We start from the raw sequence: 24,448 nt of genomic DNA on the forward strand, positions 1-24,448 counted from the left end.
CCGCGGCCCTGACACTGCCTCCACGATCCAGCAGATCGAAGAACAACTCCCGCTGCTCCTTCGAATACTTCCGACCAGCCAACGCCACCACCTTCCAGCAGCGTTGCAACGACTACTGGAATCCAAGCCAGCGAGGGCAAGCTCTATCTATGTGCGATCAAGGACGTGTTCTCCAACCGGATCGTCGGCTATTCGATCGATTCCCGGATGAAAGCGTCGCTGGCGACCTCGGCGCTGCGTCACGCGGTCGCGTTCCGCTCGCCGACCGCGACGATCGTGCATTCGGACAGGGGCAGTCAGTTCCGCTCTCGGAAATTCGTCAATGCGTTGTCGGTCAACGGGTTACGAGGGTCAATGGGCCGAGTCGGCGCGTGCCCCTTATCCGGCTAATATCCACCTATTTCCCTGGTCAAGGGGGGTTCGGAGGCCTTCGGCGATTCGTGTGTTCGCGTGTCGGCTAACCCGGAGTAGACCTGTCGGGCATGAGCACGGACAACCGTGATCGACTGCGCCTGGAACAGGATGGTGGCCGGTGGTATCTGGCCGGACCGGGTGCCGACGGGCTGCGGGTGATCGACGAGTATCTGGGTTATCTGGCTGATCGCAACTATTCACCGAAAACAGTGCGGGCCTATGGATTCGATCTGGTGATGTTCGGCCGGTGGCTGCTCGGTGAAGGATTCGGGGTCGACGATGTGACCACGTCGGTGCTGCTGCGGTTTTTGGCCGTGTGCCGGGCGGCGCGTTTACCGGGGCGGCCGGGTCCGAACGTGGTGGACCTGGCGGGCCGGCGGCTGGACGGATATGCGGCGGCGACGGTGAACCGGCGGCTGGTGGCGGTGTCGGGGTTGTTCGCGTTCCGCGCGATGCGCGACCCGGCACTGACGAGTCCGGTGCCGAAAGGCCGTGAAGCGCAACGGTTTGTGCCAGGTGAGAAGACCGGACTGCTGGCGCATCTGGTGCGTAAGCCGCGACCGCGATCGGCACTGCGACTGCGGGAACCGCGACGGCTGCCGAGGCCGTTGGCGGTGTCGGAGGCGGCACGGTTGCTGGCGAGTCTGCGGACCTGGCGCGACCGCGCGATCGCCGGGCTGATGCTGTATTGCGGGTTGCGGTCGTGCGAGGTGCTGGCCCTCGACGTCGCAGATGTCGACATCGGTCGCGGCTGGATCCGGGTCTGGGGCAAGGGCGCCAAGGAACGCGCCGTCCCGCTCGACAGCGACCTGGCCCGCGTGATCCAGGGCTATCTGCTGGCCGAGCGACCCGAATCAGGCTCGGCGCGTTTGTTCCTGGTCGCGAAGGGCCCGCACCGAGGGCAGCCGCTCACCCCGGCCGGGTTGCGGACGATCTTCCGCTATCACCGGCAACTGTCCGGTGTCACCGCCGGACATCCACACGCGTTGCGGCATTCGTTCGGCACCGCGCTGGCCGAGGCCGGGGTCGATCTGTCGGTCATGCAAGCACTGCTCGGGCACACCCATGTCGACACCACCGCCCGCTACATCCATCTGGCACCGAAGCGGGTGAAGGAGGAATTCGATGCCGCACGCGCACGTCTTCGCCGCCAGGTCTGACGCCGACGACATCTACCACACCTACCTGGCCGAACTGGCGCGCACCGGCCGCGGCAGCTCGCCCTACTACAGCTCGGCCCGCACATTCCTGCAACGCTGGCCCGACCCGCAAGACTGGGCCGATGAGCCGCTCGAGCTGCGGTGCTCGGCGAATTCCTCGACGCGACCGTTCATCACGTTTTTGATGCTTCACGGCTGGTTGCGGCCCGGCTACGACTATCTGTTGGAACGCAAGATCTCCAGCCTCTGGCGCGAGATCGACGCCTCCCCGATCGGAGGCGATCTCGCTCGATACCTCACCGCCGCAAGAGAACTCGGATTCAGTCAACGGGTCCGCACGGCCACCGGCTCGCAGGCGCCGGCGCGGCTGCTGATCCAGACCGGCCGCCGCCTGCACCAACTCACCACCGGCGATCTCAACGAGTTCGCCGACGCCTGCCGCGACCGCCAAGACCGCACCGGCAAAGGCTGGCACCACTACAAGGCCGCACTGGCCAACACACATTTGGTGCTGTTCCACCTCGGCATCCTGCCCGAACCGCCTCGCCGCGGCGGTCCCTGGGACTTCGCGGTCCGTCTCGACGGCATCACCCCGGCGATCGCCGAGGCGATGATCGACTACCTCAACGCCAAACGCGGCACCTGCACCCGCCACACCGTCTCCAGCATGGCCACCCGCCTGACCGGGTTCGGGCGGTTCCTCACCGATCTCGATCCCACCCTGGCTCGGCTGTCGCAACTGGACCGCCGCCGCCACATCGAACCCTGGCTGGCCAGCCTGGTCGACGCGGTCAGCACCAAGACCGGCGAACCTATCGGCGTCGCCGACCACGCCCGCCGCGTCGTCGCGGTCAACACCTTCCTCACCGAGATCACCGAATGGGGATGGAACGACGCACCGAAGCGGAAACTGTTGTTCCGCAACGACATCCCCCGTCTGCCGCGCCCGCTGCCACGCTACATACCCCTCGATGCCGACCGCCGCCTCACCGACGCCCTGCAGGCCAGCGACCACGAACTCGCCGCCTCCGCGTTGCTGCTCGCACGCGCCTGCGGACTGCGGATCGGGGAACTGCTCGACCTCGAACTCGACTGCCTCCACGAGATTCCCGCAGAGGGAGCCTGGCTGAAAGTCCCGCTCGGCAAACTCGACACCGAACGCATGGTCCCCCTCGACAACGAAACCATCGAACTGATCGACCGGATCATCGAAATCCGCAGTCCTGGACGACCATTACCGCACCCACGGACCGGGAAGCCAGCCCAGTTCCTGTTCACCCGCCACGGCGGCCGGCTGTCTCAACAAGCCGTCCGCAACGAGCTCGACCGCGCCGCCACGGTCGCCAGGATCGGCCACGTCACTCCGCACCAGCTGCGCCACACCTATGCCACCGCCCTGGTCAACGCCGGTGTCTCCCTGCAATCGCTGATGGCGTTGCTCGGACACGTGTCCGCCCAGATGAGCCTGCGCTACGGAAAACTGTTCGACACCACCGTCCGCACCGAATACGAACGCGCCCTCACCCTCGCCAAAGACCACCTCGCCGCCCTGCCCACCACACCCGCCGGCACCAAAGCCCTGCCCCTGGCCGACATCACCGGCGGCAAGGACTGGACCGACACCCCGGCACTGAAATCCCGTCTGGCAGGCGGATTCTGCCTGCGCGCACCCGCCCAGGGCGCCTGCCCCTACGCCAACATCTGCGAACACTGCCCGAACTTCCGCACCGACCCCACCTACCTGCCCATCCTCGCCGCCCAACGCACCGACGCCCAGAAACTCGCCGACGACGCCCAACGCCGCGGCTGGATCACCGAAGCCGACCGCCACCACAAACTCATCGCCCGACTCGACGCCGCCATCACCGACATCCAGAAATCAGCCGGATAACCGCGAAACACCGCCAGCGGAACAAGATCAGCCCTGATTAGCCGGATAATGTGGTGACAACGCAGCGATGGAGTCGTTCTTCGCGCTCCTACAGAAGAATGTTCTCGACCGGCAGCGCTGGGCAACCCGGGCCGAACTGCGGTTGGCGATCGTGGTCTGGATCGAGAAGACCTACCACCGAAAACGGCGGCAACGCACACTCGGCCGCCTGACGCCGATCGAGTGCGAGACAATAAACCAGCCCGCGCTTGCGGCCTGAAACACCACACCCGCGAGTCAACCGAACTCGGGGCAGTCCCGGGTGGGGAATCCACGGCCGACATGTCGACTTCAAGAACCACTCACAGCAGCTTGTCGTCACACCTCTGTCGAGTCAGACCGTGAACGGAGACCGGGTGGGTGGACCCATCACGGGCAAGTCAACCGCAAGGGCGACAGACGGTTCACGAGTCAACCCGCTCGGTCTCCTGCGGCACGCTACGGGGCAGCTGACCCCGACCCCGAAACCGCTGCCACTAGATAAGTCGACGGATCAGTGACACACGCTAAGTGGCATTGGCGCGTAGCGTGCCCAAAACTGATCGGCTCGCTCACCCTCGCGGTGCTGGCGGCAGCCCGGGAGTGTTAGCCAAGCGGTGTGAACGTTGCACGGCCCCAGAACAATTCGTCGTTGACCACAGCAGTGCGAGGTGGCTAGGATCGAACCTCGTACGCATTGCTTAGAACGCTGATGCGCTCGTCGAGGGGAGATTGCATGACCGCGCGCACTGAGGTACGCAGATTCCCCTTCGGCACACCAGTCCGCCTTGAGATCGACCCCCTCTATGCGACGCTGCGTCAGGAGGAGCCGATCGTCCGTGTCCAACTGCCCTACGGGGGCGAGGGCTGGCTGGCTACTCGCTACGCCGACATCAAGCAGGTGCTGTCCGATCCCCGCTTCAGCCGGGCTGCGACGGTCGATCGCGAAGACATTCCGCGTATGTTGCCGTCTCCGCCGCGCTCGGATGGGCTGCTGGGCTTGGTAAGCATGGACCCACCGGAGCACACCCGGGTGCGCCGACTGGTCACCAAGGCGTTCACCGGCCGCCGCGTCGAGCAGCTGCGTCCGCGTGCGCAACACATCGTCGATCAGCGGCTCGCCGAGATGGTGCGGACCGGACCGCCGGCCGATCTGGTGCAGCAGCTCGCGTTACCTCTGCCTGTCACCATAATCTGCGAGCTGCTCGGCGTCCCCGAGCGGGATCAACACCGCTTCCGGGATTTCTCCGAAACCGTACTATCCACCACCGCACACTCGCCTGCCGAGATCGACGCCGGGCGCGTCGCGCTTGAGACATACCTCGCCGAAAAGGTGGCGGAGCGCCGGGAACGCCCGGCGGACGATCTGCTCGGCGCGTTGGTCGCCGCGCGCGACAACGAGGACCAGCTCAGCGAGGACGAGCTGGTGAACCTCGGTATCGGCCTGCTCATTGCTGGTCACGAAACTACTGCGAACCAGATCGCCAACTTCACCTATGTGCTGCTCACCGAACCTGGGCAGTGGGAATTGCTCTGCAGCCGACCCGAACTGCTACCCGGAGCGGTGGAGGAACTGCTGCGCTACGTACAGCTCTTCTCCGGCGTCTCGTTCGCCAGGGTAGCCACTGAGGACGTTCAGCTGGGCGGCATTACCGTGCGGGCGGGCGAAGCGGTGCTGGTTCATCCTCAGTCCGGCAACCGGGACGAGGCTGTGTTTACCACGCCGGAGGCGCTGGACCTTACCCGTAAGGACAACCCACATATGGCCTTCAGCCATGGTGCTCATTACTGCATCGGAGCGCCGCTGGCCCGGCTGGAGCTGCAGGTCGCGCTGGGGGCGTTGCTGCGTCGGTTCCCGCGATTGCGGCTGGCCGTGCCAATGACGGAAATTCCCTGGAAGACTGGGTTAATGATGCGCGGGCCGCAGGCACTGCCGGTAAGCTGGTAACCAATGGCCGATCAGCAGTGGCGTATCGAGGTCGACCGGGCAAGGTGTATGGGCTCAGGCGTGTGTATAGCTACGGCCGGGGCGTACTTCACGATGGTAGACGACCGTTCCAGCCCGCGTTCGAAGCTCGTCGCCCCGGATGACACCGTCTTGGCTGCCGCTGAATCTTGCGCCGTGGAGGCAATTCTGGTGCGCACGGCGGGCACCGGAGTCATCGTCGCCCCGGAATAGTGACGGTCGGCCTAATCGTCGAGTGCGCGGTCGGCCTGGTGCCATCGATCTCACAGAGCTGGATGCAAATGTCCGCGTCGGGGAGCGTCGGTCGAATAAGGTGCTGCGCGAGTACTCTGCGCGCGACGAGGGGCTGGTACCGGTTCCTGCAACTCGCGTCCAGGTCGGCCAGGCGTTCGGCCAGCTCTGCCGCGCCGCAATTATAGGCGTATACGGTCAGCAGGATTCCTGGATCAACAGCGACGGCTCAGCCGGTTACCGGGCGTCGCGGTCAAGCTGCGCGACGCGCTGGAACCTGCTCGACCGTCAGCCGGGGCTCACAGAACTGGATGGGGGGTGTCCGCGTCCGACACGGAAGAATGTATCGGTCGCGACACATTCTCGCTGTGATCTCGGGGCACTCGGCTCTACGATACGTTCCTGCATTAATCTTCCACAGGGATGCGGTGCCGCGCTGAGCAAGCCATCGATCGCTAACTAGGGCCTGTCCTGTAATTCGTTGTGGTGGTTGGTGTTAGCTGTCAGGTGTGGTTGGTCGTGGTGAATTGACCGATAAGGCATGGGCTCGGATCGAGCCCATGCTGCCGGTCTCGGGACGTGGACGGCGGTGGCGTGATCACCGTCAGGTGATCAACGCGATCCTGTGGAAACTACGCACCGGCGCACCATGGCGTGACCTGCCCGAACGCTACGGCCCTGGAAAACCGCGCACGAGCGGCTACGGACCTGGACCGCTGATGGGACCTGGCAGAAGATCCTCGACGAAGTAATCGTCAAAGACGACTCGATCGGCGAGGTCGAATGGATCGTCTCGGTCGATTCGAGCGTGGTGCGGGCCCCATCAGCATGCTGCCGGCGCCCGGAAAAAGGGGGCACCGTCGGCGTCGCCGGAGAAGCACTCGGACGGTCCCGAGGTGGGCTGAGTACCAAGATTCACCTCGCTGTCGATGGCCGTGGCCTGCCGATGCGGGTGCTGATCACCGGCGGTCAAGCCGGGGACAACCCGCAGATCCTGCCGCTGCTGGACGGGATCAGCGTGGCACGTGCCGGGCTCGGCCGGCCACGCATGCGGCCGGATGTGGTGATCGCGGACAAGGGCTACTCCCACCCCTCGACACGGGCCGCGCTGCGGCGACGGCGGGTGCGGTTCGTCGGTCCCGAACGCGATGATCAAATCGCTCGCCGCACCGCGCGGGGCTCGGCCGGTGGTCGGCCACCGACGTTCGACCCCGAGGTCTACAAGCAACGCAACGTGGTCGAACGCTGCTTCAACCGGCTCAAACAGTTCCGTGGCCTGGCCACCCGTTACGCCAAACGCGCCGGCTACTACCAGGCAGAACTCACCATCGCTGCGATCGTGCTCTGGTTGCGATGAATTACAGGACAGGTCCTAGCCCCGTTCGAAGTCTCCCGCCTCCGCCAGCAGCCGCTTGCGCCGGGCGTACGGCTCCCACAAGCTCCTTGCGCTCTTTCGCCGCGTCGGTGTCGATCCCGCCGTACCGGCGGCAGTTGCAGAACGTAGACGCCGACACTTTTAACTCGGCGGCGATTTCCTGCCAGACCTGTCCGCCGCAGCAAACTCGTCCGCACAGCGTAGATTCCCGCACGGTCTCCTCCGCGGGCTGCCGTTTCCGTCCAGCCGTGATCCCCCAGGGCCCCTCAGCCCTCCCAAGGCCACCGGTCTCATATACCGAGCGGTCTCATTCTCGCGGGCAGGCCACGACCACATCGGCTGCGTCCCGACGTCTGGCAGGCCCGACGGTCCTTCCATGACCCCCTACGACGGATCGTGTAACGTACCCTGGTGTCCTTTCGCCAGTTCGAGCGCCGAACAGCGCCTACCGCTGCCCAGGTAATAAGGGTCATCCTGTGGCCCTTCGCAGTCTTGACTGTAGCGGATCGTGTCTTCATCAAAGCTGCTATTGGATACGTTACAGATGACTTTCAACCAGTATACGAAGCATCGAAGGCATTCCTTAACCATCTGCCAGTCTACGGGGAAGATCTCAATTTCGTTGATCCACACTACCTCTATCCGCCAAGCGGGACACTACTCATTGCACCATTAGCAATAATCGACTTACCAGAGTCGCGATGGCTATTCATCATATTAAATGCTGCCGCGATCATCACTGCGTGGCATCTGTTGTTGGCGCTTTTCGACTTTTCCCTTTCTTCTATAGCTGCGCCGGTCCTACTGGGAGCAATGTTTCTGTCGGAGTCGGTAACCAACACGCTGGTGTTTACCAATATCAACGGCTGCTTGCTGCTGGCCGAGGTCTTGTTCATACGGTGGCTATTGCAGGGCCGAGACCTTCGTGCCGGCACAGCCCTGGGGCTCATGATCGCCGTGAAGATCACTCCGGGCGTTCTGCTACTAATACCACTGGCCCGCAGGCAGTGGAAAGTGTCAGTAACGGCGCTCGGCGTTCCTGTTTTGCTTACATGCGTGGCTTGGCCGCTATCAGCAGACCCAGAAGCATTCATCACTAATACGCTGCGATATCTATCAAAGCCCCGCGACTACTTCAACAGCTCTATCGGCGGAACCGCCTTATACTATGGAGTGGCAGACTGGCTCACTTTGCTATTGCAGATCGCAATGGCGACATTAGTCGCCATCACTCTGTGGATACTCTATCGACACTATCTAAACGATGACTTGTTCTTCGTCTGCACGAGTTCCGGCGTATTACTTGCCGCTTCGTGGCTGATCGGCTCACTCGGCCAGATGTACTATTCGATGTTTCTTCTGCCCTTTCTAATGACCGTCGTTCTACGCAATTCAGTATTGCGAAATTGGCCTGCCTGGTTGGCGATTTACGGATTCATGTCGTACGAAAAGTGGCTGCTGGATCGTTGGCCGAGCCTGGGGCGCGACCTGGAGTATCTACGGGTTCCCCTCGGGTGGAGTCTGCTTCTAATCGTAACTTTCTGCGTACTCGGCGACCGTTACCTAAATGCGCGCCGGAAGGGTCAGCTACATTCCGGAATCCCTATCGAGTCTGTGGAGAGCTCGTCACGCGCCGAGACACAACAAGTTGGCACCTAGCGCGATAGTTGCATTTCGTTGTGCCATAATCATTGCGCTGATGGCGAAGATGCTGGAGGCGGGCCCGGCGCTGTCGTCTCCAGCGGCAGGCGAGGGGTGGGCGAGGTCAGGGTTGAAGCATAATCGCCAGGACACGGTAGATATCTGCGACGGTGGTTCGGCCCTGCCCGCATACGCTTTTGGGTCGGTTGGTGGCTGCGGTGACGGCGAGGGGGATGGGCGAGCATGGCCAGGGATGTGCTGGTACTACGGGTGCCATTTGCGGACCTGATAGTGGTCAAGTCCGCACTAGCCCTTGTTGACCTGGAGGCATTCCTCGACCGACCACCTGGCGTCCGCGATGGCCACAACCTGCTCGTGATCCACGGCGCTGGAGTGAAACGCAGATAGTTCGCGATATCGGTAGGTTGTCGAGATTGCGTCGTGCCAGCGCACGAACCGGCCCGGCAGATCACCGAACGGCGACGAATGGCCCCAGGCCCAGTCGTATTCGCGTTCGCCAGTTCCCACCGATATCGTGTGCCATGCGTTGACGGCTGCACGGCCGGACCTGACGGGTGCAGGGCCGAAAGGGAAATCGACACGGCAGCGGCCGTGGAGGTCGGCGACGGGCCGCCCGGACCGGGACCTCAAGTACGTAGGAGAGGCGGCGACCTCCGCACAAGGCCCGAATTTGCTGTCTCGGCCGTAGGCGGCATGTGAGGTCACCAACCAGCGACTACACCGGCATCGAGGCTGCGGCCGATAATCGCCTCCGCCAGGCACGGTTTCGTTAGAAGTCTCTGGCAGCAATGATTTCCAGGCAAGCAACGCTCTGGTTGACTCTGCTCCACGTGCCCGCCGTGCCGGAGTAGTTGAGGCCCTGCAGCCCGGCCGGTTTCAGGTTCTTCTTCACGAATCCGGTCTCCTCGATGACCAGGGCAGGCCAGCGCCTCGGCGCTTACGAACGCGAAAGATCACCCAGGTCACCGGACGTCCCAACGAGCACGATTCGACAGGTCCTGACACCCATACAGACTCACGACATCGGCAGCTTCGGCCAACTGCCAGGGGTTCTTCCGTTTCACGGGCGCCAGCAACCCTGTCAGATACGCCCGCGCGCCCCGCCGCGGTTCCGCCCGATAGAACACACCTGCCACCAGAGGACCTCATACCATCTAATCGAAGGGCGGTGAGAGTGACACTTTCCTTGAGTTGTCGCAGTGGCCAGTAGCTCCAAGGGCCTAAGTACTAGTCGTCGCGCGAACGCCGTTGGTGCAGTTGGGAGTTCAAGCTGACCGGAACGTTGTCACAGCCGTCGGATAGGGTGGCCGGGTCGACCAAAATCGTCATGCCTGGCTCCTCAGTGGTGCCCGGTGTGACCCGGCGTAGGAGGTCACGATCGGGCCCATGCAGATCACTAGTGACGTGTCGGACGCTGCCGCACCACGGCCTCTTATTCTCTGGTTGAAGGTTTCTGACCCCGACACATCGATTCCTGCGTATCCTCCAGGCACCGATGTGCGGGTGCTACTTCCGACCGCTGAGCGGTTCAGCGGCTTGAAGGAGAGGCTTCGTGCCGATCAGATCCCGTTTCGCGAAGTCGGCTACCTGCTGGAGCAGGAAACCATCAGCAATGTGAATTTCCAAGGACGACTGGTTGTTTTCGTTGGCCAGCACGGGCTGGCTTCCCCGGCATCCAGGCCATGGCGCCCGTTGGAGGGAGCTGGCGCCGAAGCCGCACGTGATGGGTTCGAACTCATGTGGCACAACCACACCCCTGCCGAGGGCGGCTGCATCCAGCCCGTTCCGGTTGAGCAACTCGTCCCACCGCAATGGTTCCGGTTTCTCCCGCACTCGGTCATGAACCCGGCCCAAGCTGAAGCGATCCCGCACGTCATCGGCGGCGACGACCACCTGATTATCGTCGCACCCACTGGTGCCGGCAAGACCGTGATCGGCATGGTCGCAGTCCTGCGGACCGTGCTAGAACAGGGCCGTAAAGCCGCTTGGCTGGTGCCCCAGCGGTCACTGACCGAGGAGCTGAACCGCGAACTGGACAACTGGCGTAGCCGCGGCCTGTGTGTCGAGCGGCTGTCCGGCGAGTACAAGGTCGACGCCCAACGTATCCGCGCCGCCGACCTATGGGTAACAACCACCGAAAAATTCGAGGCCATCAGCCGGACGTCGACCTTGCGCGAAGCGCTCAACGAAGTCGGTTGCCTGATCGTCGATGAAATCCACCTACTTGGCGATCCGAGCCGCGGCTCGATCCTCGAAGCGATTCTCGCCCGCGTCCGCGGCGGCAACTCACCGATCCGCATCGTCGGACTGTCCGCCACGGTCGCCAACGCCGATCAGCTCGCGACCTGGTTGCACGCCCGCACCGTCCGCGTGGCATGGCGGCCCACCCAGCTCACCTGGCAACTGCCCACGGTCGCCAACCATGCCGACTGGAGCCTGGTCGAGGCCGCCAAAGCCCGACTGACCGGGACAATCGTCAGCATGGTCACCGCCGACAACGGCAGTGTGCTGGTGTTCTGCGGAAGTAAACGTAACGTGCGCCGCACTGCCTTGATCATCGCAGCCTCCCGCGGCGCGAACGTCTTTGGTGTCAACCCAGACGACGTCGACATGGTGTACCGTGTCTGCCGGGACGCACGGGTTGGCCTGCATTACAAGGGCTGGGAGCACAAACGCGAAGCCGAGACTGCTTTCCGCGCACGCGAGCTGGACGTCCTCGTAGCGACATCGACGGTCGCCGCCGGCGTGAACATGCCTGCCCGCGCAGTTGTAGTGCAGGACACCGAGGTCGGTCTCAAGGGCATCGACGTGGCCACCGTCCAGCAGATGTTCGGCCGCGCCGGCCGCGTCGGCGCTGGCGAGAGACACGGCTGGGCATTTCTCCTCGTCGACGAGACCGAGCGCGCGATCTGGCAGCGCAAACTCCTGGCTGGCTTCCGGGTGAACTCTCAAATCCATACGAACCTAGCCGAGCACGTGCTCGCCGAGACCATCCAGGAGAGCGTCTGCTCCATGCACGATGCCGAACGATGGTATGCGCAGACGCTGGCTCATCACCAGGGCAATCACAATGCGACGTCCGTCCGCCAGGCAATCGGCCAGCTCGCCGACTGGGCGTTCGTCGACCGAATCCACGATGCCGAGGGCAAAATCAGGCTCCGTCCCACCGAACTCGGTCTGCTCACAGCCCGATTGATGGTGTCCCCCGAAGTCTGCCATCAACTCCGCATCACGCTGAGCGGCGTCGACGTACCCGAATCCGCCGACGAAGCCGAAACCATACTGATCGAGAATCTCGCCACCGTCGTGCCGAACCTTGCACGAGCGGCCATCAGTGAGGACCTCAAGCCCCGCGCGGTCGCTCTGAAACTGGCACGAGGAATCGCCGAAGACCTCCCCGCCCGCCCGGCATACCGATCAGAAACGGGCTCGCCGACCGCTTACACCCACGGAGATCTGGCGTGTGCCGCCATACTGGCGGTCGCTAACTCTCCCTTGGCGTTTCGTCGCACCGCTCGCACGATCGCCGGAATCCCTTACTCTACGATGTATCCCGTCCTCGAAGAAGCACCCCGCTATCTACACTGGCTTAGCTGCCAGGGGTTCCTCGGAACGATACATCCCTGGATCGCTATTGTCGCCGCCGACTTGAGCAAACGTATCCGGTGGCGACGCTGCAACCCGCCCCGCGGCGCCGGACGACTGCTCTGGATGTGCGAACAGATGGCCACCCCCATCCACGCGGAAGACGTCGTGCCTACCCTGTGGAATGCGGCCACCGATCGGGGCATCACCAACCCGGACTGGGCCGAGACCGGACGACCACACGCCTGTCGCCTCAACCAATCCGACTACGCCACGCTACTGCGCGACCGAGCCACCAGTTCGACTCTCATAAGCGACGGCGATCAGGCATCTCTGACCTGTACCACATCCGCTACACTTACCACCTGGTCCGGAACCAGTTACACCGCCGTGGCCGTATCGAACGGTCGAGCAAAAGCAACTACTCCGAAAGACGGGTCACATAAACAGGGATCAGCTGTGTTCACTAGACGCGGAGACTACCATGCTACCGGCTGGCTCAGTGAGTACAGCCAATTTCGGAGTATAGCGGATCCTGCACCATCACTGGTTTAGCAAGCGCATAACCGCTCACATACAGATGCCAGCGTCCCATTATCCGCGAAAGGATCGCACCCGCTTCTTCGGCCACGGATTCGCAAGTCTTCCGTCTTGCTGCAATTGTTTGATCCAGTCATGCGCAATATGATGTGGAACATCGTAATGCTTGGCAACCTTGGCGACGCTACCCAATCGCCAATAGGTGACGCCGAAATCCGAAGGCATATCGGACTTCCGAGCATGGCCGTCTCTAACGACGTGAGCAGGTGCGACGGCCTGTTGCCGCGCATCCCCTTGGTCAACAGCTGTCGGCTCTAAAACGACTGTCGGCGCCTGCTCCTGTTGGTTATCGGGCGAAAGGTTCGTACTGGTATCAGGCGGCGAGCCCGCATCCGTCCCCGCCGATAGCATCGAGGCCGTACGCACCAGGAGCGAAAAGTCGATCGCCCCCAGCTGCGGTGGAACTACGGCACTATTGCCGACCTCAGCGTACACACTGGTGATCCGAGCGCCTTTCTCGTCCACTTCTACGGTGGCCGTCGCCAGGACGTCGCCGGTATCCGTACCCGTGATACTTATCACGTACGAGTTTCCCACGTCTCTCGATTCAGCTCGTCGCAACAATACTTACCCCCAACACCAACCACGGTCACACGTTCTCCGGTGCGGTCGTGAGTTTCCTCAGCCGCCCGACCCAACCCTGAGCCGTGTGACGTGGCACGTTGTAGTGTCTGGCCAAACCTGTCACAGTGCCGATCTTGTGAAAGTTCTCGCGTAATTCGTCGGCATCGGGCATCTTCCTATACGCTCTTCCCGCAGCAGGCTCTGCGGAATCAACCAGCTCAGCCCTCCGACTTCCGGCACTTCTACTTTCTTCGTAATCATCGACCGCCTTGACGAGTTCTACAGAATCCACTTCATGATAACCGGCAGGCGACGATTCCGATCTGTTGTCAGACAATTTTAATTGTTGTCGCCCTTTTTGCACCAAGAAACGCGATGCCAACGCCTCGACAACGGCCGCAAGATCGATGTCAGGAAAGTTTGCCGATGTCAAACCGTTCGGATCACTCGACGAGACAGATAAGGCGGTAACACGAGGCCCCGGCCGACCGACTTCCACATACATCGTCACACTATGGCCCCGGTCAGCGCCGTCACGATGCGGCCCGCATGGCTCGATCACTACGGAGTACCTACTCATGTCCAGGGTGTTCCTAACGTTCCTTCGGAGCTGGAAATCCAATGTGCCGCCTAAGATACCGGCTACCCCTGACATCGTTGCATCCGGTCCAACATCGCGATGCCGCCTGGCGCACCGCCGGGCGGGGTGCGCACGAATGCGCTCCCGACCCCAGAGTCGGCCTGTCGTGATCAATCTATCCCAGACGCTTCGTGCTGATCGCGGTGCAGTTTCCCTCCTCGTGGTTAAGGAGCCGCAGCGCCGATAGCCCCCAATCACGGGCAGGATCGGGAAACAGCCTTAGCGGCGGAGGGCCATCCAGCGTGTGAGTGGCAAGGAGTGCGGCGCTCGCGTCTACGAAAGGTCAATCTGCCGTCCTGGCTCGTCGACATCCGCCCGTCCACATCACCACATCGACGGTGCACTATGAACTCGCCAAGCGTGGCCGCAGGGGGAGCCCGGCAGGAGGTGCTGAACCCATGAGGTGGAGCGCAGGTCGGCGCCGGACAGGTCATCGATGGCTTTCCGAATCTTTGGGAGTCGGGCTGATTGAGCATCAGAACGATAATACTCATTGTGCGTGTGGATTTCTTGGGTACCGACTGCAGTATGGGGAACACTTCCACTCTTGCTGGTTCGCCCCACCAGGCGCGATGTCTTAGAGCAGTCCTTGGAAACACTCTGAACCTTATCGTTCTCGCGGTAGGAGATGTTGTAGACAATTAACTCCGGCCGCTCCTCGGAGGATACTAAATATGACCTCGCAGTAGGAGTACGTCAGACGTTCAATTTGCTCTGCGGCAACCTGTGAAGCCTACCGCTCAAATCACCTCGCAGCGGTCCTCCACGGATTTGCCGTGCGCCATCGTCAAGCTGCGCAGGCTATGGGTGCGATTCAAGCGCATACAGGTTCCACTCTTCGGCGGATGCATTCTCCGCCATTCCGCCAGCACCACCAGATTCGCTGAAGTCTGCGGAGATTACGCCAAATAACCACGCTTTGCAAGACTAGGGAAAACGATCTACCGGAGACCATCGACGATACAACCGTCAGAATCTAAAAATCCGAATCCGTCCAATACGACACCTACGATCCGGACACACCTACGCCCGCTTCCCGCCCAGCCAGCTCACGGCCCACTCGCTGGCCAGACAATTTTCAGCTGCCCCCGCGACTCCCTCGCTCAGTCATCAGCCGAACGGCCCAGTGCCTGAGGATCTCGGTTGATTACCACATAGCCCAGTTACCCACCACGAGACCCGGTGCCCACTCGCCTAGTCGCTGTCGGGCTGTCACGCACCGAACTGGCGTGACGCTCCGAAAAAGGCACCCATGCTGGGTGGATTACCGAAAAGGTCACCCACGGTGTACCTGCTAAAACCCTTGACTACCACCGGCCACGAATGGATGCTTGGGAAGCAATCAGCCGGTGCCGACAACACACCCCAACACCAGCACAGAGGAACGTTGTTGCCGGCAAACATCGCCAAGCAGCCTGACGCATGTCATGTTGAACGGACACAGCGCTGCCCGATTGACACCGAGGTAGTCGAAACTTGCACAAGCGAATGCAGTCATCGCGGGCGCACCTTATGGTGCCGCGGTGCAGGAAAACCGGCACACTACTAGAGGGGCAGACCGCGTCCACGGCCGGATCTGCCCTTCCGGCACCTGCCAGCCATCTTTGTCTCTTCTCCGTGTCATCCGATGGCGAACTGCTCTCATACGCCCCGGACGCGCGGCGGCGGCCAATCCCCCCAGTCGCTCCGATTCGGCACGTCGTTGAGCTTGCCAGTGAGTGATGATCAATGAGCCAGGCGCAGCCAGAGTATCCCACACCTGCCCCCTCTACCGCCCGGGCACCGCATTGCGAGAAAGCAGCATTGAATTCGGTCAGGCATCATCGACCGACGCTGCGACCTCAGGATGAATCGGTCATGGGATTCGATGACCTCTACGGTGCGCGTCCGCGAGTCGTACAGTTTGCTGGCATCCCCTTTCACTACCCCACCACGATCATCGAGACACTGGTCGGGGTGGCACACTGTGCAACAGCAACCATCGATCAACGCGGCCGCGTCAGCGATAGATCGGCCATCAGGAAGCTCGACTGGCATCCAGGCCAGCCAGTAACAATCCAGCACCAAGACCAACTCGCAGTCGTGCACCCTGCCGACGACGGTCGCTGGGCAGTCGGCCCAACTGGCTACATCCACATTCCGGCGAACATCCGTCACGCCTGTGGCATGCAGCCTGGTGACCGGCTCTTACTTCTAGCGTCCCTTACTCTACAGCGGCTCGTCGTGTACACCACGCCGCTGGTGGCTGCGGCTATCTCACAGTTCCGACCCAATGCATGGGAGCCTCAGTGACTTCTGAAGACGTCAGTACGGCGCTGCATTTGATCTCCAGACTGGGGTTGAAGCTCGAAGACCTGCTCGATGAGTCGACGCGGCAAGGTTCTGTACCGACTTTCGAGGAGTACATTGCACAGGTGTCGGCCTCGGCATCGGAGAAGACTCTCAAGAACTACGGATCCTATTGGAAGATCCTCGTGCAGAGGTGGGGTGATAGACCCATCACCGAGCCGACGTACACCGAGATCGAACAACTCGTCAGCGAGCACCGGGTACGCGCGGGTGCTGCCGGACGATCGAATTCCCGGGGCGGCGTCGGCGCCGCGGCGAGCTTGGTATCAGCAATCCGCAAGCTTTACCGCCACGCCGAACTCGACAGGTTGATTCACCCACTCGACAACCCGGCCGCGAAAGTCAGAAAAGCGCGCCAGCCCAGAAGCCCCAGACACGCACTCTCTCTCGAACATATCCGCGACATCGGCCGTGTGGCCGCGACTACGGGCAACGATCGACCACTGGACGCACTGATCGTCCGCATCCTGATCGAAACCGCTTGTCGCCGCGGCGGACTGCTCAGCTTGACCATCGGTGACCTCAACTCCCACGACTGCCTTGTGCGCCTTCGAGAGAAGGGGGGAACCGTCAGATGGCAACCTGTCTCGCCAACATTGATGGAAAAGATCCTCGAGCACATCGAAGCCCGCGGCGGCACGGAGGCCACACCGCAGGTTCTTCGGTACCGGGACGGAAGACCAGTCGGAGTAGCGCGCCTGAACAATCTCTTCGAACGCATCAGGAAATTCCTTCCTTGGGCAGCGTCGGTTGGGGTTTCCGCGCATTGGGTCCGCCACACGACGCTGACCTTCGTCGAACGAGAGTTCGGAATGGCGGTGTCCAGCGCCTACGCCGGCCACCAAGACAGGCCCGGGTCGGGCCCGACCACCCTCACCTACACCAAAGCCAGCCTGCTTGACGTCGTCGAGGCGCTCGTGGCCTTGACCGGCGAGGCCCACCCACTACTCCCCATCGGCGCGCGACACCCCCTGCCGTCTAACGGTTGGCACAACCCCGACGAGATCGACACGGTAGGGTAACGCGCTATGAACCCACTTTTGTGGCGAATTCGCTGCGGAATGGGTGTTCTAACGCGCGAAGGCTGCCGGACACACCTGGGTCGTCGTAGTCGACGAGGCCGGGCGGCCGCGGTCGTGGCCCTCCCTCGCGGAATTGGCGACCAAACCGGAAGTCTCCGACTATCTCGATCGGCGGTTGCCGGTCGTCGCGAGCTCCTCGACCCTCAACGACGCGCTCGACGCCATGCTCGCCACCAGCCAGGGTGCCGCACTGGTCACCGACGGGCGGGGGGCGGTTATCGGCTCGCTCGGCATCGGTTCGGTCACCGAGGTGATCCGGGCCAAACTCGCCGAGGGCCGCGCCGACGAAGACCTGTCGTACGAGACGTACATCGACGGAACCGATCCGGCGCCCACGCCGGTGGTCGCCGCCGATGACGAACCCGGATCGGCCGGGCAGTCATGAGTCGTCTGCGCCGGATCCCGATCGATGTCTGGTTCGAGCCGATCATCATCCTCGTCATCGGGATCGGATACGTCATCTGGTATCGGTCGACCACGTTCACCCCGACCGAGAAGGCGTCCCTCGGCTGGGACAACTTGCAGACCACGATTCTCGCGCACATCCAGCTGACGGTGGTGGCCACGGTGATCGTGGTGGTCGTCGCGATTCCGCTGGGCATCGCGTTGACCCGCCCGGCGTTGCAGCGGCTCGAGCCGATCGCCGTCAATATCGCCAATATCGGCCAGGCCGCGCCCGCGGTCGGCCTGCTCGTCCTGTTCACCTTCTGGTTGGGCACCGGATTCCGCACGGCGATCGTCGGTCTCGTCGTGTACGCGATCCTGCCGATCCTGCAGAACACGATCATCGGGCTTCGGCAGGTCGATCAGCGCACGATCGAGGCGTCGCGGGGCATCGGTTATTCGGGCGCGCGGACGCTGCTTCAGGTCGAGCTACCGCTCGCGGTGCCGGTGATCCTCAACGGTGTGCGTACCGCGCTGGTCATCCTGGTCGGTACCGCGACGCTGAGCACGTTCATCGGCGCGACCAGCCTCGGCACGCTGATCACGACCGGCGTCACCCTCTTCCTGCCGAAGCTGCTCATCTCCGGCGCCGTCCTGGTCGGGCTCCTGGCGCTGATCATCGACTGGCTCGGCCGACTCGTCGAACTGGCCGCGACCCCACGAGGTATCGCATGAGATCGCCACGAGCCCGGCTGCTCCTCCTGATTTCCGCGCTCGCCGCGACTGTGTCGATGCTCGCGGGGTGCGGACTGGTGAGCTCGTCCGGAACGTTCCACGACGCGCGTCTGCCGGACGGTGCGCGTCCGCTGGACGGTGCGAAGCTGGTCGTCACCTCGAAGAGCTTCACCGAGGGCGTGCTGCTGGGCAAGATCACCGCCACCTACCTGGCCGCGGCGGGCGCCGCCGTCACCGACCTGACCGGGGCGCCGGGTTCCGCGTCGTCTCGCCAGGCCCAGCTCAACGGTGACGCCGACGTGCTCTGGGAGTACACCGGCACCGGTTGGGTGAACTACCACAACCAGACCGAGACGATCTCGGACCCGCAGCAGCTCTGGCAGCGTGTCCACGACATCGAGAAGCGTGACCACGACCTGGAGTGGCTTCCGCCGGCCAACTTCAACGACACGTACGCGTTCGGCGCATCGACGCCGAACGCCGAGCGACTGAAGGTGCGATCCCTCTCCGACGTGGCCGCGCTGCCGGTCCCCGACCGGACGTTCTGCGTCGACGACGAATTCTTCAGTCGCTCGGACGGTTTCATTCCGATGCTGCAGAAGTACGGGATCCCCTACAACGCTCCGAACGGCGTTCCGTCCGGCAACGTCACGCGGATGGACGCGGGCGTCGTCTACACGGCGACGGCCAAGGGCACCCCGTGCAACTTCGGCATGATCTACACCACCGACGGACGGGTCAAGAACCTGAATCTGGTCGTCCTCGACGATGACCAGAAGTTCTTCCTCCCCTACAGCGGCACGGCGGTAGTCCGTGGCGCCGTCATCGACCGCTACCCGCAGTTGCGGACCCTGCTCGGGACGATCTCCGAGCACCTCACCGACGAGCTGATGCAGGAACTGAACGGTCGTGTCGACATCGACGGAGAGGATCCCGCCGATGTCGCCTACGAATGGCTGAAGAGCGAAAAGCTCATCGAGTAGGCGGTGACGAGCAGTCCCTCCACTCCGGAACCTATCCGGTTCCGTCGCTCGATCGCCGCCGATCCGCACCAGAGGACGGATTACCCGGGTGACCGTGGTTCTCGCAGCCGATTCAGCGAGAAGCGTTGCACGACAGCGCCGGTGCGGGCCACCGAATTCGAATCACCGCGATCTGCACGGTACGTAAACGATCGGCGGATCCGTACAGTGATGCGAAATGGTCCCATCATCCGATCCACGAGGCTGTGAAATTTTTGCTGACGCCCACTTCCCGGTTCCGGTCCGATGAATTCACCGCATAGTCCACTGCGTGACACGGTTTCTCCCGTGAATACCCGGACAATCGCATGACCGCTTACCGGCAAGACGAAATATCCGCCGAAATCACTTCGCTGCGACCGCTGTTGTTCACTGTCTACCTACCAGCGGCAGCGTACGGAATCGGCATGGGAGCCGCGGCACCCGTAATGGCGCTCACCGCCCTCGACCTGGGCGCGTCGTCGGCCGTCGCAGGCCTGACCGTCGCTTTGGTCGGGCTCGGACAGATACTGGGCGATATTCCGGCAGGGCAGATCGTATCCCGGTTCGGTGAGCGAATATCCATCATCGGCGCCAGCACCGCAGGGACGATCGGGGTGCTGTTGTGTTTGTTCACCCCGACAGTTCCGCTATTGGGCATGGGACTGATAATCGTCGGATTGTCCAATGCGGTGTGGGGACTGGCCCGGATGAGTTATCTGTCCGAGGTCATACCTTTCGAGCGCAGAGCGCGGGCGATGTCGCTGTTCGGCGGGGCCATGCGGCTGGGATTCTTCGTCGGCCCGTTTCTCGGGGCAGCCGTGATCACCGGTCTCGGCACACGCGGCGGATTCGTCGTTCAGTTGATCGCCATCATGATCGCCGGAACATTGATGGCTCGGCTGCCGGATCCGCAGACCTCGGCGTCGGCGGTACCGCAACCACCCCTATCCCTGATCGGAGTGGCACGAGCCCATCACACCCTGTTGCTGACGCTGGGCACCGGGTCATTGCTGATGGGCGCCGCGCGTTCGTCACGCGAGGCCGTGCTGCCGCTGTGGGCCGATCACCTCGGCGTCGACGCCGCGACCGCCAGTCTGATCTTCGGAATCGGGGCGGGCCTGGATGTGCTGTGCGCCTACCCCGCCGGCCATCTGATGGACCGCTACGGCAGGCGATTCATCGCGGTGCCGTCGCTGGTCATCCTGGCCGTCGCGTATCTCGCTGTGCCACTGACCGATTCGGTACTCACGCTCAGTGTCGCGGCGATCGTCATGGGGATCGGCAACGGAATCGGCAACGGCGTCATCATGACCATCGGCGCCGACATCGCGCCCGTCACCAGCCGCGCCGAGTTCCTCGCCGCGTGGCGGCTCACCCACGACGGCGGCTTCTTCGTCGGACCGCTGGCGATCAGCGGACTGGCGGCTATCGGTCCGCTGGCCGTCGCGGTCCTCACCATCGGAGGGGTGTCGGCGCTCGGCGCCGCGGTGATGGCTCGATACATCCCCGTGTACATCCCTTGGCCGAAGCGGATCGACCGCGTCGGAGAAAGCTGACCAAGCCGAGCCTGCGCCCGATCCGAACGGATCGGGCGCCGCGGTAGAGCGGCACCCGATCCGGGGCACGCACTATTTCGAAGCCTGCGTGTTGTATTTATTGGTGTAGAACTTCGACGGTTCGAACGCGCCGGTGATCGCGCCGGTGTCGCGCAACCAATCCTCCCAGCGCAGGAAATCGGCGTCGACGATCGCGCCGTTGGTGGCGGGCACCCCGACCGACAGCCAGTACTTCACCGACAAAGCGTCCTCACCTGAACGCTTCCGCTTCTCGATGATCTCGGTGAACTTCGCGATGACCTGCTCACGGGGAGTCGTCTTCTGCCATTCGATCGCCTTGGCAACCCCGTCGACGAATGCCCAGACGCTATCGGGGTTCTTGGCGATGAAGTCGTTCCGGAAGACGTATTGACCGCCGTTGAACGGACCGAACTGCTCGTAATCGGTGAACACCGCACGGAGCCCGCCGTTCGCGATCGCACGCTGCTGGAACTGTCCGCTCAGGGCGGCGACGTCGATCTGCCCGCGCCGCAGGGCGTCCTCGGTGTTCGGCGGGGGCAATACCACCAGCTGAACCGACTTGATCTGCTGATCGGTGAAACCACTCTTCTTCAGCGCGGTGTGGATATCCGCCTCGGACTGACCGCCCAGCGTATTCATCCCGATCTTCTTGTCCAGCAGGTCTTTCGGCGTCTTGATCGTGCTGTTCTCGGGAACGTAGAACCCGGTGAACGTCTTCTCGTCGGAGCCGTAGTAGTTCACCACCGCCGTGATCGGCGCTCCGCCCTGCGCGAGTTTGGCCACCGCGCCCCCGAAAGCACCGCCGAAGTCGACCTGCCCCGTCGCCGCCGATTGGATGTCCTGGGGGCCGCTGATGGTATTGCCCTGCCACTCGAGTTTCAGTTTGCCTTCGAAGAAGCCGAGTTCCTCCGCAAGCTCGGGAATGACGACTTGAGAGGCCCAGCCTTGATAACGCAGGACCGGCACTCCGCCCGATGTACGAACTTCCCCTCCCCCACATGCGGTCAGGAGCATCGCCACCGTTGCCGCGACAATCGCGCCGATCAGAAACCTGCTGTGCGCTCTCACGCTCATACTCTCCCTCGTCATACCAGCAATGCACCATCGCATCGCAGTGCAGCGATCGTTGAGCATGCGCTATTTCGCGTCCATGGTTGTCTTCATCCAGATTCGAAGACGGCGGCGGGCACCCCGAAAACCCGGCATCCAGCAGCATGACTGCGCCATACCGCGCAGATATGAAGCCTTTGATTCAGTGGGAATCAAATGGTCAACGCGGCGGCGCTTCCCGTATATAATTACCCTTCGTGCATGCCCGTTTGCCGATCGTCGATATCTCGCGTTTTCGGAAGTCCGCGCGGGAGCGGGAAGCGTTTCTCACCGAGTTGCGGTATGCCGCGCACGAGGTGGGGTTCTTCTACGTCGTCGGACACGGGGTGCCACAGCGTCTGACCGACGGAATCTTCGAGGTGGCGCGACAGTTCTTCGCGTTACCGCTGGAGCAGCGGCTGGAGATCGAGAACATCCGTTCGCCGCAGTTCCGTGGGTATACGGGCACAGGGCACGAGTACACGGCGGGTTCGCCGGATCGACGGGAGCAGATCGATATCGGCCCGGAGCGGGAGGCGGTGCCGGTGAGGGCGGGCGAACCGGCGTGGCGGCGGTTGATCGGGCCGAATCAGTGGCCGACGGCGCTGCCACAGCTGCGGGAGGCGACCCTGGCGTGGCAGGCGGAAGCGCTGCGGGTGAGCCGGGAAGTACTGCGGGCGTTGGCTGTTGCGTTGGGGCAGGACGAGGGGTATTTCGATACCTGGTTCGACGACGAGGCCTCGGCGCACGTGAAGATCATCCATTATCCGGGGCGCGATGTGGGACGCTCCGATCAAGGGGTCGGGGCGCACAAGGATTACGGGTATCTCGCCCTGCTGCAACAGGACGAGGTCGGCGGGCTGCAGGTGCAGGGACCGCAGGGCTGGATCGATGCGGTGCCGGTGCCGGGCAGCTTCGTGTTCAATATCGGCGAGATGCTGGAGATCGCGACGCAGGGGTACCTGACCGCGACGAAGCATCGCGTGGTCAGCCCGCCCGCCGGGGTGGATCGATACTCGGTGCCGTTCTTCCTCGGGCCACGGCTCGATGCGGTGGTCGAGCCGCTGACGCTGCCGCCGGAGCTGGCCGCGAAAGCGCGCGGTGTGAGCGCCGAGGCCGGCAATCCGCTGCTGGCGCGGTTCGGGGAGAACGCGTTGATCGGCTGGCTGCGTTCGCATCCCGCGGTCGCCGAACGCTGGTGGAGTGACGTCTTGCGGACCCCGAGTGACGGTGCGGTTCCGCAGCCGCGGGCGTGACCACGATCCCCGTGTGTCACCGGTCGTTCGCTGCGCCTACGATCCGGTCATGGCGGAGATCAGCAGTGAGCGGCGGGACAAGGTCGCGGTGATCACCGTGCACGACCCGGATCGGCGGAACGCGTTGACACCGGCGCTGTCCGAACAATTGGCCGCCGCGGTGGCCGAGGCCGAGGCCGATACCGGCGTGCACGCGGTGATCGTCACCGGAACCCCGCCCGCGTTCTGCGCGGGCGCCGATCTCAGCGCACTCGGCGAGGCACGTGAGCAGGGCCTGCGGGTGATCTACGACGGATTCCTCGCGGTCGCGCGATGCGCACTGCCGACCATCGCCGCGGTCGGCGGCGCCGCCGTCGGCGCGGGACTCAATCTGGCGCTGGCCGCCGATGTCCGGATCGCCGGGGCCCGCGCCCGGTTCGACGCGCGGTTCCTGCGGCTCGGTATCCATCCCGGCGGCGGGATGACCTGGATGTTGCGGCGCGCCGTCGGGCCGCAACGAGCCGCAGCGATGACGCTGTTCGGCGAGATCCTCGACGCCGACGCCGCCCTCGACGCCGGATTGGCGCACCGGGTGGTCGACGGTGATCACGACGCACTGCTCGCCGCCGCGCTCGACTTCGCCGCAGGCGCCGCCGAAGCGCCGCGCGATCTGCTGATCACCACGAAGCGCACCATGCGCCACACCGCGAACCTCGACGCCCACGCCGACGCCGTCGACGCCGAGATCGTCCCGCAGGTGGCCTCCCTCGAATCCCCGGAATTCGCCGCGCGCCTGGCGGCGAAGAAAGCCGAGATCACCCGCTCCAGCTGACCGCGAGCGCACCGCCATCCGACGTCACGGCCTCCGCCGCCTGAGCGGCACCGGC

Annotated in this window: 18 protein-coding genes and 4 pseudogenes; 17 read left to right on the forward strand and 5 right to left on the reverse strand. The window is 63.3% G+C overall.

Translation table 11 applies throughout. The features are described from left to right. Positions 1 to 129 precede the first annotated feature (129 nt). From IU450_RS36625 to IU450_RS36660, 9 genes and pseudogenes are all read left to right on the forward strand, one after another. Positions 130 to 375 (forward strand): annotated as a pseudogene (locus IU450_RS36625) (transposase); the annotation flags it as partial. 107 nt (positions 376 to 482) lie between these two features. Next, positions 483 to 1,574: a tyrosine-type recombinase/integrase gene (locus IU450_RS36630; protein ID WP_195154306.1), complete on the forward strand. Its 1,092-nt coding sequence runs from the start codon at positions 483 to 485 to the stop codon at positions 1,572 to 1,574. After that, positions 1,540 to 3,465, forward strand: a complete 1,926-nt coding sequence (locus tag IU450_RS36635) for a tyrosine-type recombinase/integrase (protein ID WP_195154307.1) — start codon at positions 1,540 to 1,542, stop codon at positions 3,463 to 3,465. The genes IU450_RS36630 and IU450_RS36635 overlap by 35 nt, the downstream gene beginning before the upstream one ends. Positions 3,466 to 3,514: 49 nt before the next feature. Continuing rightward, positions 3,515 to 3,724: pseudogene (locus tag IU450_RS36640) on the forward strand (IS3 family transposase); the annotation flags it as partial. A 495-nt stretch (positions 3,725 to 4,219) separates the two neighbouring features. Beyond that, entirely contained in the window at positions 4,220 to 5,431 is a 1,212-nt protein-coding gene (locus tag IU450_RS36645) for a cytochrome P450 (protein ID WP_195154308.1), read from the forward strand. A 3-nt stretch (positions 5,432 to 5,434) separates the two neighbouring features. After that, positions 5,435 to 5,662, forward strand: a complete 228-nt coding sequence (locus IU450_RS36650; protein WP_195154309.1) for a ferredoxin — start codon at positions 5,435 to 5,437, stop codon at positions 5,660 to 5,662. 578 nt (positions 5,663 to 6,240) lie between these two features. Then, entirely contained in the window at positions 6,241 to 6,432 is a 192-nt protein-coding gene (locus IU450_RS41515; RefSeq protein WP_416382939.1) for a transposase, read from the forward strand. Next, positions 6,414 to 7,037, forward strand: a pseudogene (locus tag IU450_RS36655) (IS5 family transposase); the annotation flags it as partial. The gene IU450_RS41515 and the pseudogene IU450_RS36655, both read left to right, overlap by 19 nt. 429 nt (positions 7,038 to 7,466) lie before the next feature. Then, positions 7,467 to 8,714, forward strand: a complete 1,248-nt coding sequence (locus tag IU450_RS36660) for a glycosyltransferase family 87 protein (protein WP_195154310.1) — start codon at positions 7,467 to 7,469, stop codon at positions 8,712 to 8,714. Positions 8,715 to 9,002: 288 nt separating this feature from the next. Here the strand turns inward: IU450_RS36660 and IU450_RS36665 are convergent, their stop codons facing one another. Together IU450_RS36665 and IU450_RS40785 are read right to left on the reverse strand one after the other, a co-directional pair. Further along, positions 9,003 to 9,224: a hypothetical protein gene (locus IU450_RS36665; RefSeq protein WP_195154311.1), complete on the reverse strand. Its 222-nt coding sequence runs from the start codon at positions 9,222 to 9,224 to the stop codon at positions 9,003 to 9,005. A 262-nt stretch (positions 9,225 to 9,486) separates the two neighbouring features. Further along, positions 9,487 to 9,609 carry a hypothetical protein gene (locus IU450_RS40785; RefSeq protein WP_267470684.1) on the reverse strand — a complete coding sequence of 41 codons (123 nt, stop codon included), beginning with the start codon at positions 9,607 to 9,609 and terminating at the stop codon, positions 9,487 to 9,489. A gap of 494 nt (positions 9,610 to 10,103) precedes the next feature. Between IU450_RS40785 and IU450_RS36670 the strand changes: the two genes are divergently transcribed. Then, a complete protein-coding gene (locus IU450_RS36670; RefSeq protein WP_195154312.1) occupies positions 10,104 to 12,857 on the forward strand; it encodes a DEAD/DEAH box helicase in 2,754 nt (917 codons plus the stop codon). Positions 12,858 to 12,896: 39 nt separating this feature from the next. On the opposite strand, the gene IU450_RS36675 is transcribed toward IU450_RS36670, so the two are convergent. After that, positions 12,897 to 13,424 carry a hypothetical protein gene (locus tag IU450_RS36675; RefSeq protein ID WP_195154313.1) on the reverse strand — a complete coding sequence of 176 codons (528 nt, stop codon included), beginning with the start codon at positions 13,422 to 13,424 and terminating at the stop codon, positions 12,897 to 12,899. 67 nt (positions 13,425 to 13,491) lie between these two features. Further along, the gene (locus IU450_RS36680; protein WP_195154314.1) at positions 13,492 to 13,971 is read right to left on the reverse strand and encodes a hypothetical protein; all 480 of its coding nucleotides are present in this window, start codon (positions 13,969 to 13,971) and stop codon (positions 13,492 to 13,494) included. A 2,423-nt stretch (positions 13,972 to 16,394) separates the two neighbouring features. Between IU450_RS36680 and IU450_RS36685 the strand changes: the two genes are divergently transcribed. The 5 genes and pseudogenes from IU450_RS36685 to IU450_RS36705 all read left to right on the forward strand — a co-directional run bounded on the left by IU450_RS36685 (position 16,395) and on the right by IU450_RS36705 (position 21,216). Beyond that, a complete protein-coding gene (locus tag IU450_RS36685) occupies positions 16,395 to 17,477 on the forward strand; it encodes a tyrosine-type recombinase/integrase (RefSeq protein WP_195154315.1) in 1,083 nt (360 codons plus the stop codon). A 52-nt stretch (positions 17,478 to 17,529) separates the two neighbouring features. Further along, positions 17,530 to 17,922, forward strand: a pseudogene (locus IU450_RS36690) (ABC transporter); the annotation flags it as partial. Then, positions 17,919 to 18,656: an ABC transporter permease gene (locus IU450_RS36695; protein WP_195154316.1), complete on the forward strand. Its 738-nt coding sequence runs from the start codon at positions 17,919 to 17,921 to the stop codon at positions 18,654 to 18,656. The pseudogene IU450_RS36690 and the gene IU450_RS36695, both read left to right, overlap by 4 nt. Further along, positions 18,653 to 19,639 carry a glycine betaine ABC transporter substrate-binding protein gene (locus tag IU450_RS36700; RefSeq protein WP_195154317.1) on the forward strand — a complete coding sequence of 329 codons (987 nt, stop codon included), beginning with the start codon at positions 18,653 to 18,655 and terminating at the stop codon, positions 19,637 to 19,639. Before IU450_RS36695 ends, IU450_RS36700 begins: the two co-directional genes overlap by 4 nt. 347 nt (positions 19,640 to 19,986) lie before the next feature. Continuing rightward, a complete protein-coding gene (locus IU450_RS36705) occupies positions 19,987 to 21,216 on the forward strand; it encodes an MFS transporter (protein ID WP_195154318.1) in 1,230 nt (409 codons plus the stop codon). A gap of 72 nt (positions 21,217 to 21,288) precedes the next feature. On the opposite strand, the gene IU450_RS36710 is transcribed toward IU450_RS36705, so the two are convergent. Next, positions 21,289 to 22,371: an ABC transporter substrate-binding protein gene (locus tag IU450_RS36710; RefSeq protein ID WP_228835642.1), complete on the reverse strand. Its 1,083-nt coding sequence runs from the start codon at positions 22,369 to 22,371 to the stop codon at positions 21,289 to 21,291. Positions 22,372 to 22,544: 173 nt separating this feature from the next. Here IU450_RS36710 and IU450_RS36715 point away from each other — a divergent pair, with 173 nt between their 5' ends. Both IU450_RS36715 and IU450_RS36720 read left to right on the forward strand, forming a co-directional pair. After that, the gene (locus IU450_RS36715) at positions 22,545 to 23,582 is read left to right on the forward strand and encodes an isopenicillin N synthase family dioxygenase (protein WP_324197957.1); all 1,038 of its coding nucleotides are present in this window, start codon (positions 22,545 to 22,547) and stop codon (positions 23,580 to 23,582) included. 49 nt (positions 23,583 to 23,631) lie between these two features. Further along, positions 23,632 to 24,393: an enoyl-CoA hydratase gene (locus tag IU450_RS36720; RefSeq protein WP_195154319.1), complete on the forward strand. Its 762-nt coding sequence runs from the start codon at positions 23,632 to 23,634 to the stop codon at positions 24,391 to 24,393. Positions 24,394 to 24,448 lie beyond the last annotated feature (55 nt).

Origin of the sequence: Nocardia abscessus (genome assembly GCF_015477775.1) — a bacterium.
Classification (GTDB): domain Bacteria; phylum Actinomycetota; class Actinomycetes; order Mycobacteriales; family Mycobacteriaceae; genus Nocardia; species Nocardia abscessus_A.

Excerpts from the sequence above, each read along its gene's own strand:
- IU450_RS36630 (WP_195154306.1), top strand. The coding sequence starts at position 483 with ATGAGCACGGACAACCGTGATCGACTGCGCCTGGAACAGGATGGTGGC.
- IU450_RS36635 (WP_195154307.1), top strand. The coding sequence starts at position 1,540 with ATGCCGCACGCGCACGTCTTCGCCGCCAGGTCTGACGCCGACGACATC.
- IU450_RS36645 (WP_195154308.1), top strand. The coding sequence starts at position 4,220 with ATGACCGCGCGCACTGAGGTACGCAGATTCCCCTTCGGCACACCAGTC.
- IU450_RS36650 (WP_195154309.1), top strand. The coding sequence starts at position 5,435 with ATGGCCGATCAGCAGTGGCGTATCGAGGTCGACCGGGCAAGGTGTATG.
- IU450_RS41515 (WP_416382939.1), top strand. The coding sequence starts at position 6,241 with ATGCTGCCGGTCTCGGGACGTGGACGGCGGTGGCGTGATCACCGTCAG.
- IU450_RS36670 (WP_195154312.1), top strand. The coding sequence starts at position 10,104 with ATGCAGATCACTAGTGACGTGTCGGACGCTGCCGCACCACGGCCTCTT.
- IU450_RS36680 (WP_195154314.1), bottom strand. The coding sequence starts at position 13,971 with ATGTATGTGGAAGTCGGTCGGCCGGGGCCTCGTGTTACCGCCTTATCT.
- IU450_RS36695 (WP_195154316.1), top strand. The coding sequence starts at position 17,919 with ATGAGTCGTCTGCGCCGGATCCCGATCGATGTCTGGTTCGAGCCGATC.
- IU450_RS36700 (WP_195154317.1), top strand. The coding sequence starts at position 18,653 with ATGAGATCGCCACGAGCCCGGCTGCTCCTCCTGATTTCCGCGCTCGCC.
- IU450_RS36705 (WP_195154318.1), top strand. The coding sequence starts at position 19,987 with ATGACCGCTTACCGGCAAGACGAAATATCCGCCGAAATCACTTCGCTG.
- IU450_RS36710 (WP_228835642.1), bottom strand. The coding sequence starts at position 22,371 with ATGCTCAACGATCGCTGCACTGCGATGCGATGGTGCATTGCTGGTATG.
- IU450_RS36720 (WP_195154319.1), top strand. The coding sequence starts at position 23,632 with ATGGCGGAGATCAGCAGTGAGCGGCGGGACAAGGTCGCGGTGATCACC.